General features: G+C 55.0%; 13 protein-coding genes and 3 pseudogenes. 10 read left to right on the top strand and 6 right to left on the bottom strand.

What is annotated here, in order from left to right; all coding sequences use genetic code 11:
* Nucleotides 1-41 precede the first annotated feature (41 nt).
* The 9 genes and pseudogenes from PCPL58_RS04235 (at nt 42) to PCPL58_RS29040 (ending at nt 8284) form a co-directional block, all read left to right on the top strand.
* A pseudogene (locus PCPL58_RS04235) lies at nt 42-1927 on the top strand (phospholipase D-like domain-containing protein).
* Complete coding sequence (locus PCPL58_RS04230; RefSeq protein WP_065348877.1) at nt 1927-2982, top strand: SEL1-like repeat protein; 1056 nt, start codon at nt 1927-1929, stop codon at nt 2980-2982. The pseudogene PCPL58_RS04235 and the gene PCPL58_RS04230 overlap by 1 nt, the downstream one beginning before the upstream one ends.
* Before the next feature lie 147 nt (nt 2983-3129).
* A complete protein-coding gene (locus PCPL58_RS04225) occupies nt 3130-4185 on the top strand; it encodes an SEL1-like repeat protein (protein WP_065348876.1) in 1056 nt (351 codons plus the stop codon).
* Nucleotides 4186-4321: 136 nt separating this feature from the next.
* Nucleotides 4322-4954 (top strand): annotated as a pseudogene (locus PCPL58_RS04220) (SEL1-like repeat protein); the annotation flags it as partial.
* Nucleotides 4955-5052: 98 nt separating this feature from the next.
* The gene (gene tnpA, locus PCPL58_RS04215) at nt 5053-5370 is read left to right on the top strand and encodes an IS66-like element accessory protein TnpA (protein WP_003307811.1); all 318 of its coding nucleotides are present in this window, start codon (nt 5053-5055) and stop codon (nt 5368-5370) included.
* Complete coding sequence (gene tnpB, locus PCPL58_RS32005) at nt 5367-5702, top strand: IS66 family insertion sequence element accessory protein TnpB (protein ID WP_065348875.1); 336 nt, start codon at nt 5367-5369, stop codon at nt 5700-5702. Before tnpA (PCPL58_RS04215) ends, tnpB (PCPL58_RS32005) begins: the two co-directional genes overlap by 4 nt.
* A gap of 50 nt (nt 5703-5752) precedes the next feature.
* Complete coding sequence (gene tnpC / locus PCPL58_RS04205; protein ID WP_065348874.1) at nt 5753-7300, top strand: IS66 family transposase; 1548 nt, start codon at nt 5753-5755, stop codon at nt 7298-7300.
* Nucleotides 7301-7891: a nucleotidyltransferase family protein gene (locus PCPL58_RS04200; protein WP_065348873.1), complete on the top strand. Its 591-nt coding sequence runs from the start codon at nt 7301-7303 to the stop codon at nt 7889-7891.
* A gap of 27 nt (nt 7892-7918) precedes the next feature.
* Nucleotides 7919-8284, top strand: a complete 366-nt coding sequence (locus PCPL58_RS29040; RefSeq protein WP_083188317.1) for an ASCH domain-containing protein — start codon at nt 7919-7921, stop codon at nt 8282-8284.
* Between the two features lie 6 nt (nt 8285-8290).
* On the opposite strand, the gene PCPL58_RS29035 is transcribed toward PCPL58_RS29040, so the two are convergent.
* The gene (locus PCPL58_RS29035; RefSeq protein ID WP_083188316.1) at nt 8291-8722 is read right to left on the bottom strand and encodes an NUDIX hydrolase; all 432 of its coding nucleotides are present in this window, start codon (nt 8720-8722) and stop codon (nt 8291-8293) included.
* A 185-nt stretch (nt 8723-8907) separates the two neighbouring features.
* Here PCPL58_RS29035 and PCPL58_RS04190 point away from each other — a divergent pair, with 185 nt between their 5' ends.
* Nucleotides 8908-9411: an ATP-binding protein gene (locus tag PCPL58_RS04190; protein WP_065348871.1), complete on the top strand. Its 504-nt coding sequence runs from the start codon at nt 8908-8910 to the stop codon at nt 9409-9411.
* 170 nt (nt 9412-9581) lie between these two features.
* On the opposite strand, the gene PCPL58_RS32550 is transcribed toward PCPL58_RS04190, so the two are convergent.
* From PCPL58_RS32550 to tnpA (PCPL58_RS04170), 5 genes and pseudogenes are all read right to left on the bottom strand, one after another.
* Nucleotides 9582-10298: a methyl-accepting chemotaxis protein gene (locus tag PCPL58_RS32550; protein ID WP_370445645.1), complete on the bottom strand. Its 717-nt coding sequence runs from the start codon at nt 10296-10298 to the stop codon at nt 9582-9584.
* Nucleotides 10299-10457: 159 nt separating this feature from the next.
* Nucleotides 10458-10712, bottom strand: a pseudogene (locus PCPL58_RS32545) (HAMP domain-containing protein); the annotation flags it as partial.
* 1192 nt (nt 10713-11904) lie between these two features.
* Nucleotides 11905-13431, bottom strand: a complete 1527-nt coding sequence (locus PCPL58_RS04180; RefSeq protein WP_003317542.1) for an IS66-like element ISPsy43 family transposase — start codon at nt 13429-13431, stop codon at nt 11905-11907.
* Nucleotides 13432-13514: 83 nt separating this feature from the next.
* Entirely contained in the window at nt 13515-13850 is a 336-nt protein-coding gene (gene tnpB, locus PCPL58_RS32000) for an IS66 family insertion sequence element accessory protein TnpB (RefSeq protein ID WP_004409766.1), read from the bottom strand.
* Entirely contained in the window at nt 13847-14179 is a 333-nt protein-coding gene (tnpA, locus tag PCPL58_RS04170) for an IS66-like element accessory protein TnpA (RefSeq protein WP_003317539.1), read from the bottom strand. The genes tnpB (PCPL58_RS32000) and tnpA (PCPL58_RS04170) overlap by 4 nt, the downstream gene beginning before the upstream one ends.
* Nucleotides 14180-14228 lie beyond the last annotated feature (49 nt).

Here is a 14228-nt window from a genome sequence, read left to right as displayed (position 1 = left end):
CGATCAGGCAGCGTGTCAAAAACTATAAGGACGAAACGCTCATGGAATCGCCACTTCCCCGCCTCAACAACATAACAGTGCCCATCGCACTCTCGCACACCAACAGCGCCAGGATTGTTCAGCGTTGGTTCGTCGAGGACAGCGAATTCAGCCCGACTCCAGCCACCTACCGACCGCTGGTCAACGGAGAGGAAGCGTTCAAGGCCGTCTATGAGGCCATTGCCAAGGCTGAAAAATCCGTCGAAATCATCTGCTGGGGCTTCCAGCCTTCCATGTATTTCATCCGCGACGGATCCCACCCCTGCATTGGCGAACTGCTCAGGATCAAGGCTGCCAACGGTGTGAAGGTACGCATACTGGGCTGGGAAATGCCCTTCAACTCCGCAGGCGTAGCAGGCGAAGGTAATCTGCCGGGCAAAGGTGTAATCCGGATAAAATCCCGGGCCATGCAAAGCTCCACGCCTGATCAGTATGACTACGATCGCGACTGGTTCTCCGAATGCGCGGTGTCCGATGGCAAGGCGGCTGAGCGAGTCAAAGGCAAATCTCCAGTGTTCGTGAGTCGTGGCTTCAGCGCCAATGAACGGTTAGAGATCAAGCACTGGGTGAAGTATGAAGCGCTCGATCCCAATATCAGCGTGGGCATGCGCCTCGTCCTGAGCGCCAGCGCCTCGCACCACCAGAAAAGTGTACTGGTCGACTATGAACTGCCCAGCGCGGTCGGCTTTGTCATGGGCCACAATTCGCTGGACGAATATTGGGACACCGATCAACACTCGGCACTGAACCGTGAAGAAGGCACCAAGCCTGAGCCCTATCTAGGCTCGCGCGGCTCTACGCCACGCCAGGACATCTCGTGCATGTTGTCCGGGCCGATCCTCCACGATGTGCACCAGAACTTCGCCATCGCCTGGCGCAAGGAAACCGGCGAGGACCTGCTCGCCTGCCGCGATTGCGATCCGACCTCCAATCGTCTCCAGTTCCAGAACGGCACGCGGTTGATGATGCAACTGTTGCGCACCCAGGCCCAGGTGGGCCAGCCCAAAACCAACCGCAAGCACAAGGATGACGTAGGCGACCATGAAAAACCTGTCTTTGACATCCAAAGCGGTTACATGGTGGCTGCCAACAACGCCACCCAGTTCATCTACATCGAAAACCAGTACTTCCGCTGGCCGCCGCTGGCCGATCACCTCAAGACCCTGGCAGGGAAATACTTCAAAGCAGGCCGCAAGGAGCCCCTCTATCTTTTTGTCGTCACCAATGACACCAAGGACGGGGTTGGCATGGGCACAGCCAAGACCCAGGAAATGCTCGCCAGCCTCGGCAGGGCAGAAACCATTCCGGCCATCACCAAGCTGCGAATGATCAAGGAGATGAAAAGTGAAGCCCCGGTCAGACCTCGGCCGGACGGGCCAAATGATCGGGCCGAGCAGAGAAAGCTGGACGAATGGCAAGCGGAGATGGACCGGAAAACCAAGGAGATTGAAACTTCCAACTTGGTAGCCAAGGAAGTGCCAGGCTTGAAGATTCATGTTTGCTCACTGGTCGCGCGCGATTTGCAAGATGGCCAGCCCTGGATGCCGGTCTACATCCACTCCAAACTGATGATCGTCGATGACGTCTACACCACACACGGCTCGGCCAACATCAACACTCGAAGCATGATGGTGGATAGCGAACTGAACATCTGCCATGAGCATCCGGAGTTTAGTCAGCCGTTGCGGCGGCGGTTGTGGGATCTGCATACGAGGGGGGGAGGGGCGCAGGATGATCCTGAGGAAGCATTCATGGCATGGCATGGCATGGCATGGCATGGCATGAAATAATTAAACAGAATAGAGAGTTTAAATCAAAAAACTCATCACCTAGTGCACCTCTTGTCGAATTCTATTACAGCAAAACCAACATGACGGACTTTGACTGATGCGCTTAACTACGTTGCTCTCAATCTTGCTGTTGGTTGCCTGTAGCTCCGGCAACGCCATTACTTTACGGACAAAGGACACTCCATTGAATCAACTGAGCGAAGTCAACGCCAAACTGGCATTTACCTGCGTACACGAGAAAATCCCGACCCCTTCAGCAGAAACGGATGTGCTGTTCCAGTACGCGCGCTGGTTGCAAAAAAATAACCAGATCCAGCAGGATAAAACGGTCGACGTCGAAATTGGCAGATTGTATCGCATCGCGGCAGAAAACAACCACTACAAGGCCAATATCAACCTGCAGAACGGTGCCATGCGTGGCCAGTTCAAGCTCACTGGAGGGGAAAGATTACGACTTAGCCAACAGCTGATAGATGCGCATGTGGCTTCGGGGTATTACATGATCGCAATCTATCTTCAAAAGGGCGCGGCGGGTCTACAACAAGACGAGGATATGTCCCTGCGATACTTTCGCAAAGCGGCAGATGAGGGAAGCGCGCAAGCACAAGCCTTTGTCGCCGACAAGCTTGCACCAATTGACATCGCACCAGATATCGCTAGGCAAATGAGACGCTGCGCGGCTGAGCAGGGTAACAGCGAGGCGGCAGTTGCTTTGGGCTTTGATCTAAAGACAGATAAAAAATATCAAGAAGCACTTGAGGCATTCCAGCGCGGTGTTGCATCAGGTGATGAAACTGCAGCTTCTTTTCTAGGCAAAATATTTCGTAATCCTAAGCCCGATGATCGCATGTACTATATGGATCAAAAAGAAGATCTTCACCGTGCTGAGCGCTACAAGCAAATTAGCAAGATATTGAATAGATTGTCCTACGCCAATCCAAAGGTCCCCGAAATCAACGAAATCGTCCCCCTGCCACCAGCCAAACTCCCAGCCTGGGATGGCAAGCTGAAATGGGTTGAAGAGCGTGAAGCCAACATCCCGCCGCCTAAACCCTCTGAAGCGCTGATTGAGCAACTAGCCAAGGCCATGGTGCTTGACCCTAAAACGGGCAAGCCATTGCCGGGCTCTCCGGTTTACAGCAAGGAAGACTGAATATAGGGCGGTAGAGGCTTTCTGTTACGAGCCAGATTCTGCATGTGCCTAGAGTGATCTGCACATGCAAATCTCTGCCCAAACTCAAACCCGACACGCTCTCGTTGAACCTTATTATCGCGACGCTACTATGACGGACCATGACTGATGCGCCTGACTTTGTTGCTTTCAAGCCTGCTGTTGGCCGCCTGCAGCTCCGGCAATGCCCTTACCTCACGGACGAAGGACGCGCCGCTGAATCAGTTGAGCGAAGTCAACGCCAAGCTGGCATTTACCTGCGTACACGAGAAAATCCCGGCCCCTTCGGCAGAAACGGACGTGCTGTTCAAGTACGCCCGTTGGTTGCAGAAAAACAATCAGATCCAGCAGGATGAAACGGTCGATATCGAGATCGGAAGACTGTATCGCATCGCGGCAGAAAACAACCATTACAAGGCCAACGTCAATCTGCAGAACGGCGCCATGCGTGGTCAGTTTAAGCTCGCTGGGGGGGAACGACTACGCCTTATCCAGCAGTTGATAGATGCACATGTGGCTTCGGGATATTACATGATCGCCATCTATCTTCAAAAGGGCGCGGCGGGTCTGCAACAAGACGAGGATATATCCCTGCGCTACTTTCGCAAAGCGGCAGATGAGGGAAGTGCGCAAGCGCAAGCATACGTTGCCGAAAAACTCGCGCCTACTGATATTGCACCGGATATTGCAAGACAAATGCGTCGCTGTGCTGCCGAGCAAGGTAACGGCAAAGCAGCCGGAGCATTAGGTGTACATTTGAAAACGGCTAAACAATATCAGGCCGCTCTTGAAGCTTTTCAGTTAGGAGTCGCAGCAGGCGACGAGAGCTCAGCGTCTTTTTTAGAGAATGGTTTTCGCGGCCCTAAGTCAGATGATCGCTTGTATTATATAGGCCAGACAGAAGACCTTGAACGAGCGCAACGTTACAAGCAAATTGGCAAGGTATTGGGTAACTTATCCTACGCCAACCCAAGCGTCCCAGAAATCAACGAAATCGTTCCCCTGCCACCAGCCAAACTCCCGGCCTGGGATGGCAAGTTGAAATGGGTTGAAGAACATGAAGCCAACATCCCGCCGCCCAAGCCCTCCGAAGCGCTGATCGAGCAACTGGCCAAGGCCATGGTGCTTGATCCTAAAACAGGCAAGCCGTTGCCAGGCTCTCCGGTCTACAGTAAGGAAGATTGATCACAGATCCATGTGCCAAGCAGAGATTTACATGTGTCGACAGTGATCGGCACATGCAAATCTCTGCCCAAACTCAAACCCGACGCGCGCTCGTTGAACTTTATTATCACGACGCTACTATGACGGACCATGACTGATGCTCCTGACTTTGTTGCTTTCAAGCCTACTGTTGGCCGCCTGCAGCTCCGGCAATGCCCTTACCTCACGGACGAAGGACGCGCCGCTGAATCAGTTGAGCGAAGTCAACGCCAAGCTGGCATTTATCTGCGTACACGAGAAAATCCCGCCCCCTTCGTCGGAAACGGACGTACTGTTTCAGTATGCGCGCTGGCTGCAGAAAAATAACCAGATCCAGCAGGATGAAACGGTCGACGTAGAGATAGGGAGACTGTATCGCATCGCGGCAGAAAACAACCACTACAAGGCCAATGTCAACCTGCAGAACGGTGCTATGCGTGGCCAGTTCAAGCTCACTGGAGGGGAAAGATTAAGACTTAGCCAACAGCTGATAGATGCGCATGTGGCTTCGGGGTATTACATGATCGCCATCTATCTTCAAAAGGGCGCGGCGGGTCTGCAACAAGACGAGGATATGTCCCTGCGATACTTTCGCAAAGCGGCAGATGAAGGAAGCGCGCAAGCGCAATCCTACGTGGCTGAAAAGCTCGCCCCCATTGACATTGCACCGGACATAGCACGTCAGATGCGCAGTTGTGCAGCGTCACAAGGCAATGGTGATGCGGCTTTGGCATTAGGAGTTAATCTATCGTAAGCGGATGGCGAACACACCTTCTGAAATCCAGCATTAAGGGCGATGGTGTCCGCGTATTTTTAGCGGACGCGATCACCCTTATCGCCAGGATTTCCATGCGCCAACGAAGCTCTTACCCCAAACCCTTCAAGGCCCAGGTCGTGCAGGAATGCCTGCAACCAGGCGCCACGGTTTCCAGTGTTGCCATCAGCCACGGCATCAACGCCAACGTGATCCGCAAGTGGCTGCCGATTTACCGCGACAAGGCCCCCGCGCCACTGCCCGCGTTCGTGCCGCTACATCCGACGCCCAAGCGGTACGCTGATGAAACTGCGGTTATTGCACTGCCGCTGGGCGAGAAAACTATCACGGTCAAATGGCCCGTCTCCGACCCGGACGGCTGCGCGCGCTTCATCCGCAGCCTCTCGCAATGATCCGTATCGACACCATCTGGCTCGCCACCGAGCCCATGGACATGCGCGCCGGTACCGAAACTGCGTTGGCCCGTGTGGTTGCGGTATTCGGTGCGGCGAAGCCGCACTGTGCTTATCTGTTCGCCAATCGCCGTGCCAACCGGATCAAAGTGCTGGTGCATGATGGCGTGGGCATTTGGCTTGCCGCACGGCGGCTGAACCAGGGGAAGTTTCATTGGCCTGGCACTCATCGCGGCCTGAAAATCGAACTCGACGCTGAACAACTTCAAGCGCTGGTGCTCGGTTTACCATGGCAGCGGGTTGGCGCCAACGGCACAATTACATTGCTCTGAACCTCGCCTTTTAGCTGTGGCAGGAGGGTTGCTTTGGTAAAATCCATGGCATGACTTCCTCGCCCAATCTCGACCAAATGACACCCGATCAACTGCGTGCGCTCGCTGCACAGTTGCTGTCGAAGGTCGACACCATGGGCCGAAAGATCCTTCGTGACGAGACGATCATCGAGCAGCTCTCTCACGAGATTGCCATCCTCAAGCGCCACAAGTTCGCCAAGCGCAGCGAGCAAATCAGCCCGGCACAAGGCAGCTTGCTGGATGACTTGCTCAATACCGACCTCGAAGCCATCGACGCCGAGTTGAAAGCACTTCGTCCCGCCTCGGCGCCAGACGAACCACACCAGCAGCCTAAGCGTGCCCCGTTGCCGCCGCAGTTCCCACGTACCGTAATCCGTCACGAGCCGGAGAGCACTCAGTGCACCTGCGGCTGCCAACTTCAGCGCATCGGTGAGGACATCAGCGAGAAGCTGGATTACACCCCGGGCGTGTTTACCGTTGAGCAACATGTGCGTGGCAAGTGGGCCTGCCGCCAGTGCGAAACACTGATCCAGGCGCCGGTGCCGGCACAGGTCATCGACAAGGGTATCCCCACTGCCGGGCTGCTGGCCCATGTGATGGTGGCCAAGTTCGCTGACCACCTGCCGCTGTACCGGCAGGAAAAGATCTTTGGCCGAGCTGGCTTGGCCATCCCACGCTCGACATTGGCTCAGTGGGTGGGCCAAACCGGCGTGCAACTGCAACCGCTGGTGGATGCACTGCGCGAGGCGGTGCTCGCCCAGCGGGTCGTGCACGCCGATGAAACACCGGTGCAGATGCTGGCACCGGGTGAAAAGAAAACACATCGGGCTTACGTCTGGGCCTACTGCACAACACCGTTCTCGGCACTGAAGGCCGTGGTCTACGACTTCAGCCCAAGCCGTGCTGGCGAACACGCCCGCAACTTCCTGGGCACGTGGAACGGCAAGCTGGTCTGCGATGACTTCGCGGGCTACAAGGCCGGCTTCGAGCAGGGCATCACCGAAATTGGCTGCATGGCTCACGCCCGGCGCAAGTTCTTCGACCTGCATGTGACGAACAAAAGCCAGTTAGCCGAACAGGCGTTGCACTCAATCGGTGGCCTGTACGAGGTCGAACGGCAGGCCAAAGACATGAGCGATGAGGATCGCTGGCGATTACGCCGGGAAATAGCGGTGCCCATAGCAGGAAAGTTGCATGAGTGGATGCTGGCTCAGCGCGACCTTGTGCCCGAAGGCTCGGCCACGGCCAAGGCCCTGGATTACAGCCTGAAACGCTGGGTAGCGCTGACGCGCTACCTGGATGATGGTGCTGTGCCCATCGACAACAATCAAGTCGAGAACACGATTAGGCCGTGGGCACTTGGTCGCTCGAACTGGCTCTTCGCAGGATCGCTGCGCAGCGGTCAACGCGCGGCAGCGATCATGAGCCTGATCCAGTCGGCACGCATGAACGGGCATGATCCGTACGCGTATCTCAACGATGTGCTGAATCGCTTGCCGACGCAGAAGGCTAGTGAGATAGGGCAATTGCTACCGCATCAGTGGGTGCCGGCCTGGCTTACTCAACGAGAGTTTTGAATGGACGACATTTCGAGAATCCAATCGATTATTTCAAGTGATCCCGTTCGTTGGCGTTTACTTGAAATTGTGCACTCGCTCAAATTGCCAGATTGCTGGATCGGAGCAGGTTTCGTTCGAAACGCGGTTTGGGATTATTTGCACGGGCGCGTTTCGTCTCCAGTATCAACAGATGTTGATGTCATCTGGTTCAATGCTGAACGTTGCACTCCCGAGGAAGATGCAGCATTGGAGGCCGTCCTTAGCGGATTAGAACCGACCGTAAAGTGGTCTGTGAAAAATCAAGCACGAATGCATATTCAGAATGGTGACGAACCATACTTGTGTGCGATCGACGCAATGCGCTATTGGCCTGAAACCGCAACGGCGGTGGCTGTCAGGCTACGAGACGAAGGCTCATGCGAGATCGCTGCCCCGCTGGGAGTTGATGACCTTTTGGGGTTGGTCATCCGGCCAGCTGGTAGGTTTGTCACGGAAAAAAATACGATTTATCAAGACCGCTTCAAGTCCAAAAACTGGATGAAGATATGGCCGCAGCTCAGTCTTGCGCCCATAGCGGTACCTCCTACCCCTTCCGAAAAAGCAACTTAGCCGGACGCTGCCCTTTAGGAGAGAACCATCAAAGCCTTATCAATTGTACGGCCCAGCGGCGCTCGAATCGCTTCTGGGGAGAAAACCCTCGAAGTTCGTCGTTGGCATCCAGACTTAGATCCTTCCGAGGATCTCCTGATTGTTGAAAACGGGCGATTTCTCCATATCGATGGTGACGAAGACGATGACGGTATTGCTGTCGCAATCGTGCGCGTGAAAGCTGTGCGCCCATTCGCCCTCGTTGACATGCAAGCAGCCTGTGCAAGTTATTTTCAGGATGGCTGGCTCGCATGGGAGTTGAGTGACTTGAGGCCGGTCACTCACCCAGTGATCACCCGTGCGGCGCGTGGCATCTACGAGGTAGATTTCTTGTTTTCAGATGGAGGATGCTGATGATCATCAAGCGAGAAGTGGAAGTGGTAGGCGTGTAGCTAGATTAAATCTTAGAAATCCTAGAGCATCTTTGTAAATCTGATGCCATGCATCAGAGGGCTCGCTCACCAATGGATGCCAAAAGAATCTGAACTCATGCCCTCCGTCATCTTCAGCATGATGAACCCAGGTATCGGGGAGGTCTTGTGCGACGTGACACTCATGGAATGCCCATGTGTGCCCTGTTATATGGGAGCGCCACGTTCCCAGATGTCGCACTACCCTGCCTTGAATTCCTGCCTCTTCTACCAGTTCTCGCACAGCGGCCACATCAGTAGACTCACCGGGCTCGACACTTCCTTTGACCAATTGCAGACCTGCCAATGGATGCTCAAAAGCCAAGATTTCTAGCGCTTGACGGCTCCGTAGCACCACCGGGCAAGCTTTATCTACCATCATGACGTTTTCTCCTTGGCTGGTAATTTTGCGTGCTGAGCGGGTTGGAAAGCCTAGGTGAAGTCAGCCGGCAAGGGAATCAGATTCACGTGTGGCATCTTCAAGATCTATTAGCATCCGCTTACGACTCAGGCGGGTATGGGATATCTTGCTGACCTCGAAACCGACTTGTATTCATGGAGGAAAAATTGCGGATTTACATTACAGGTGCTTCGTGTGCGGGCGTGACCACTTTGGGTCAAAACCTCGCAACTCTGCGCGGTGTACGACATGTCGATGTCGATGATTTTTTCTGGATGCCCACGAACCCTCCTTTTACGACCAAGCGACCTGCCAGTGAGCGCGTGTCATTGATCCAGCAAGAATTCGGTGACGATGATTGGGTGTTGACCGGTTCTTGTATGGGTTGGGGCGATGCGCTGATTACCCATGTCGATCTTATTGTGTTCGTTGTAACGGCAACACCCGTTCGCCTTGACCGGCTGGCCGCACGTGAGAAGGAACGCTTTGGAAATCGGATTGCACCCGGTGGTGACATGCATGGGATACATGTGGCCTTTCGGGAATGGGCCTCGCAGTATGACAATCCGAACTTTTCAGGGCGCAACCGAGCGTGGCACGAGGCGTGGATATCAGAGCAAACAGCTCCGGTCTTACGGATTGACGGGGTGAACTGTGCTGAAAAGATGTAACCGTCCGGGCAAGTCATCTAGCGTAGCTGGCTCTATTGTTTTACGAGATTGCGCAACGATGAAGCTCAGCCCTCAATGTCGATCAGGGACTGCCGGGCATCATCACCCCAGTCAGACCCGATCAAAGCACTTTCTCGTGCTATCAACAATTGAAACGCTTGAGATTCCTTTCAAGCGTTGCTGGATAACTTAAACTTGCCGACTACGCTGCGAAGTTCATTAGCGAGCAATGAAAGCTCGTCAGCCGTTACGGCGTTGTCCTCTACGCCTTCCATGACGATTAAGCTGCTGTTTCGAATGCCGATGACGTTGCGATTGATATCCTCTGAGACCGAATGTTGCTGCACCGCCGCACTTGCAATCTGAGTGTTCATGCCCACAATTCCGTCTACTGCTTCATTGATCTGGTTCAGGCTGCCAGACGCTTGGCTCGCTGCCTGAATGCATTCCCTAGCTCGGGTTTGCCCAGCTTTCATCTGTTGAACAGCGGCATCAGTAGCGCCTTGCAACTGTTGGATGATCCGTCGAATTTCTTCTGTGGAGTTTTGTGTGCGCGAGGCCAGAGTCCGCACTTCGTCAGCCACGACCGCGAAACCACGGCCTTGCTCGCCAGCTCGCGCCGCCTCGATGGCCGCGTTGAGGGCCAGCAGGTTAGTCTGATCCGCGATGGTACTGATGACCTCGATGACACCACCGATTTCTTTGCTGTGTGTCGCTAACGCTTCGACTTTGCTTGCACTGAGCTCCACTTCGTTGGCCAACGCCTCAATAGCGGCACTTGTTTCAATCATAACTTTCAAGCCGTCGTTAGACGCACTGCTTGCAGATTCAGCGGCACGTGCTGCGCCCTCGGTATTCTGGGCCACGTCGGCAACGCTCGCGGTCATTTCGTTGATGGCAGTAGCAACCTGCTCGGTTTCAGCCTGTTGTGAGTTCATTGAGGCTTTGGCTTGGCCTATGGAGATCTCTAGTCGCTTTGCCGCATCTGAGACTGAATGCGAGCTACGCTCCACCTGGCTCAGTGAGCCAGAGAAGGCCGTTACCATGCGGTTAAGTCCCTCGCCTACATCACCGATTTCATCGTGGCTGTTGATTCGGACGCGCGCGCTCAGATCGCCTTGAGCAATACGTGCCGTCACAGCTAGGAGCTCATCAACCCCAATCCGCAGAGCCTTGTAGATGCCGACGAACGCATAGAGCAGCAGTATCGCAATGGCGATAAATAGCTCAGTGCCGAAAGTACGCTCATTACTCAGTGTATTCAGACGCTCATCAATTCGAATTCGCAGCGATTCCTGCATCTGATCCTGAGCTTTGTAAAACTGAGCAACGACGGCGTTTCCACGCTCGCCCAAGGTGTTGGCATTCACGTTTGAGCGCTTGCTCGGATCAAGGTAGTCCACCAGGTCTTTACGCAGATTTTCCAGGTCGGTAATGGCTGTTGTTACAGACGGCTGAACTACACCAGATAATTTCGGCTCTTCTCGGCGAAGCAGGGAAAGGCTCTGCTGCAACTCTTGACGCATTAGCAGCTCCTGTTTCAACAAAGTCTGGGCAAAAATACGAGTGGTGTCGTCCAGAGGACGGTCAGCGCTAAAACCGCTGGCCAGACCGCGAATCTGTCCGACCAGATTTATTTGCCGAGGCAGACGTATAGAGCTCAGATCGATGAGGTACAACGAACCTGCGTCTTCGTCCAAAATCATGCCGGAAGTGGCCGTAATGTAGTAAACGAAATTCATTAGGTCGGTTAACTGGTCGTTCCACGCGGAAAAGATCACCAAAGGTGCTTCGCCTGCTTTGGCGCGTTCAACCAGCTGCACACTAGCGGTACGCAACGTCTGAACTCGGTCTGTCGTTGCCAGTTGGGTGCTAAATTTTGCGTCCTGCGCAGCAAGAGTCGCATAGGCATCGTTAAGCTTTTCAGCATTGCGTGCTGCATTGGCTACTGCGTTGGTGTCACCGCTGAGCATGCCGTGTGTCAGCGCCCTCTGAATCATGGTTAGACGCAGGATAGGGGTGACGTCCAACAAGTATTGTTGACCCACCTGTTCATGCTTGATGCCCGTGATGCTCGTGTTCAGTGAAAGCATCGCCCGGGTGCCTAGCAGGAGCAGAGGAATCAGGACAATAAATCCCAAAATTGCGAATTTCATGGGGAATCGAACACGGTTGGTAACGAACAGGGCAGGCGCTAATAAATTCATCGGGTTCTCGATCACTCAAGGTCTGTGAGTGCTTTCTTAGGCGTTAAAAAGTGCCCATCTCTCATTTATGGTTATGAGGTAATGAAAGCATTCCAAGAGATCTTCCTCAAAAGCCGCTTACTCTCCTTTGTTACAGGATCGAATTGCCGCGCTTCTCTTGGTACGAAAACTATCGGCTGAACCGGGCGAAGCTGTAGGGAGGAATGCATGGATAACCAGCATAAAGGCTGAGTAGACCGGTAATGGCACCAGTTGGAGGTGCGTCCGGGCATCCCGTCTTGCGCAACTAAACCGGTCGCCACCTATGCGGTAGTAGCTCCGCAATCTCACTTGCCCGCTGCGTCGGCAGGCGCGTGAGGACGTCCTTCAAATAAGCATACGGATCATGGCCGTTGAGTCGCGCCGATTGGATCAAACTCATGATCGCCGCTGCACGTTTACCGCTGCGTAACGATCCCGCGAACAGCCAGTTCGAACGCCCAAGAGCCCACGGCCGGATTTGATTCTCGCACCAGTTATTATCGATGGGCACGGCACCGTCATCGAGATAGCGCGTCAGCGCTATCCAGCGTTTGAGACTGTAATCCAGCGCCTTGGCGATGGCCGAACCCTCAGGCACAAGCTGTCTTTGGGCGATCATCCAGGTATGAAGTGCGTCGGCGATTGGCGCTGCTTTTTCCTGCCGTATTCGCTGCCGATCACCCGGCTCCAGCTCTCGGACTTCTCGTTCAGCTTCGTACAAGGCCGCGATGTAGTTCAGCGCTTTTTCGGCGACCTGGCTCTTGTTGGTCACGTGCAAGTCGAAGAACTTCCGGCGGGCATGGGCCATGCAGCCGATCTCCGTAACGCCCAGTTCAAAGCCTGCCTTGTAGCCGGCAAAGTCATCGCAGACCAGCTTGCCGTTCCAACTGCCCAAGAAGGCTCGGGCATGTTCGCCAGCGCGGCTCGGGCTGAAGTCGTAAACGACCGCCGCCAGGTTGGAGAACTGACTGGTGGCATAGGCCCAGACGTAAGCGCGATGAGTTTTTTTCGCACCAGGCGTCAGCATTTGTACCGGCGTCTCGTCGGCGTGAACGACGTCGTGCGTCAGCACGGCTTCGCGCAGCGCATCAACCAGCGGCTGTAATTGCACGCCGCAGTTGCCCACCCACTGCGCCAAGGTCGAACGGGCGATGGGCAGCCCGGCGCGGCCGAAGATTTTCTCTTGGCGATACAGCGGCAGATGGTCGGCAAACTTGGCCACCATGATGTGGGCCAGCAGGCCTGCGGTCGGGACGCCTTTGTCGATGACGTGCGCCGGTACCGGCGCCTGGATCAGTGTTTCGCACTGTTCGCAGGCCCACTTTCCACGGATGTGGCGTTCGACTGTGAACACGCCGGGCGTGTAGTCGAGCTTTTCGCTGGCGTCTTCGCCGATGCGTTTGAGGGCACAGCCACATTGGCAGTGGCTGTTGTCCGGTTCGTGATGGATCAGTGTGCGAGGAAACTGCGGTGGCAGCGGTGCGCGCTTGGGTTGCTGGCGCACTTTGGCTTCGACAGGTGCCGGTTGCAGCGCCTCAAACTCGGCTTCGATAGCGGCGATATCCGTATCGATCAAGTCGTCGAGCAGGCTGGCTTGATCCGGGCTCAACTGCTCGCTGCGCTTGGCAAACTTGAAGCGTTTGAGCAGCGCGATCTCGTGGGCCAGCTTCTCGTTGACCGATTTGTGATGAGTGATTTGCTTGTCCATCGTCTCGACGCGCTGGATCAACTGCGCCGCCAAGGCACGCAGTTCTTCAGGGTTTAATTGATCGAGATTCGGATGCGAAGTCATGCCGCCGATTTTGCCAGAGAGGGCTAGTGGCGGCGATAGACTGATGGGCCAATTGCGCTGGCAAGCAGGCCATGGCAGGCGAATTAGAGCACCGTGATGGCTGCTCCGGAACCGACGCGTTGCCAAGGCAAGCCGAGCACCAAGGCTTGAAGTTGCTCTGCATCCAACTCGACTTCAGAGCCGTGCCGCACGCCCGGCCAAAAAAAACGTCCTTGATTCAAGCGCCGGGCAGCAAGCCAAATCCCCAAGCCATCATGCACCAGCACTTTCATGCGATTGGCACGACGGTTGGCAAACAGATAAGCACAGTGCGGCTTCGCCGCACCGAACACCGCCACGACCCGCGCCAGCGCAGTTTCAGTGCCTGCGCGCATGTCCATGGGCTCGGTGGCAAGCCAGATGGAGTCGATGCGGATCATCGCAGCAGGTCTCGCAGGAAAGCAGAACACGCCGCTGCATTTTCTGCCGGCCAACTCACCACGACTACGCCTTTTGAATGCGGCACTTCGATTCGGATCGTGGCAGGAAGGGCCTGATGCATCGGCACCGGCGGCGATGTCTTGACCGGGATGAAGGCGGTTTGAAGTGTCAGGTTTTTCTGTGCATGCACCCGAATCCATTTATGGACGAGGTTTGCATTGAGGTTGTGGGTCAAGGCGACATTGGCAATTGAAGTGTCAGGTTGGGCGCACTCAGCAATGACCTGGGCCTTGAAGGACTTGGAATAGGAACGGCGTTCTTGTGGCATGGGCGTCCGCTTAAAAAGGCTAAAAATGGTGTCCACCTATATTTGGGTG

Source organism: Pseudomonas cerasi (assembly GCF_900074915.1).
Classification (GTDB): domain Bacteria; phylum Pseudomonadota; class Gammaproteobacteria; order Pseudomonadales; family Pseudomonadaceae; genus Aquipseudomonas; species Aquipseudomonas cerasi.
Note: the sequence above shows the minus strand (reverse complement) of the source record. Positions and strands in the feature narration are given on the sequence as shown.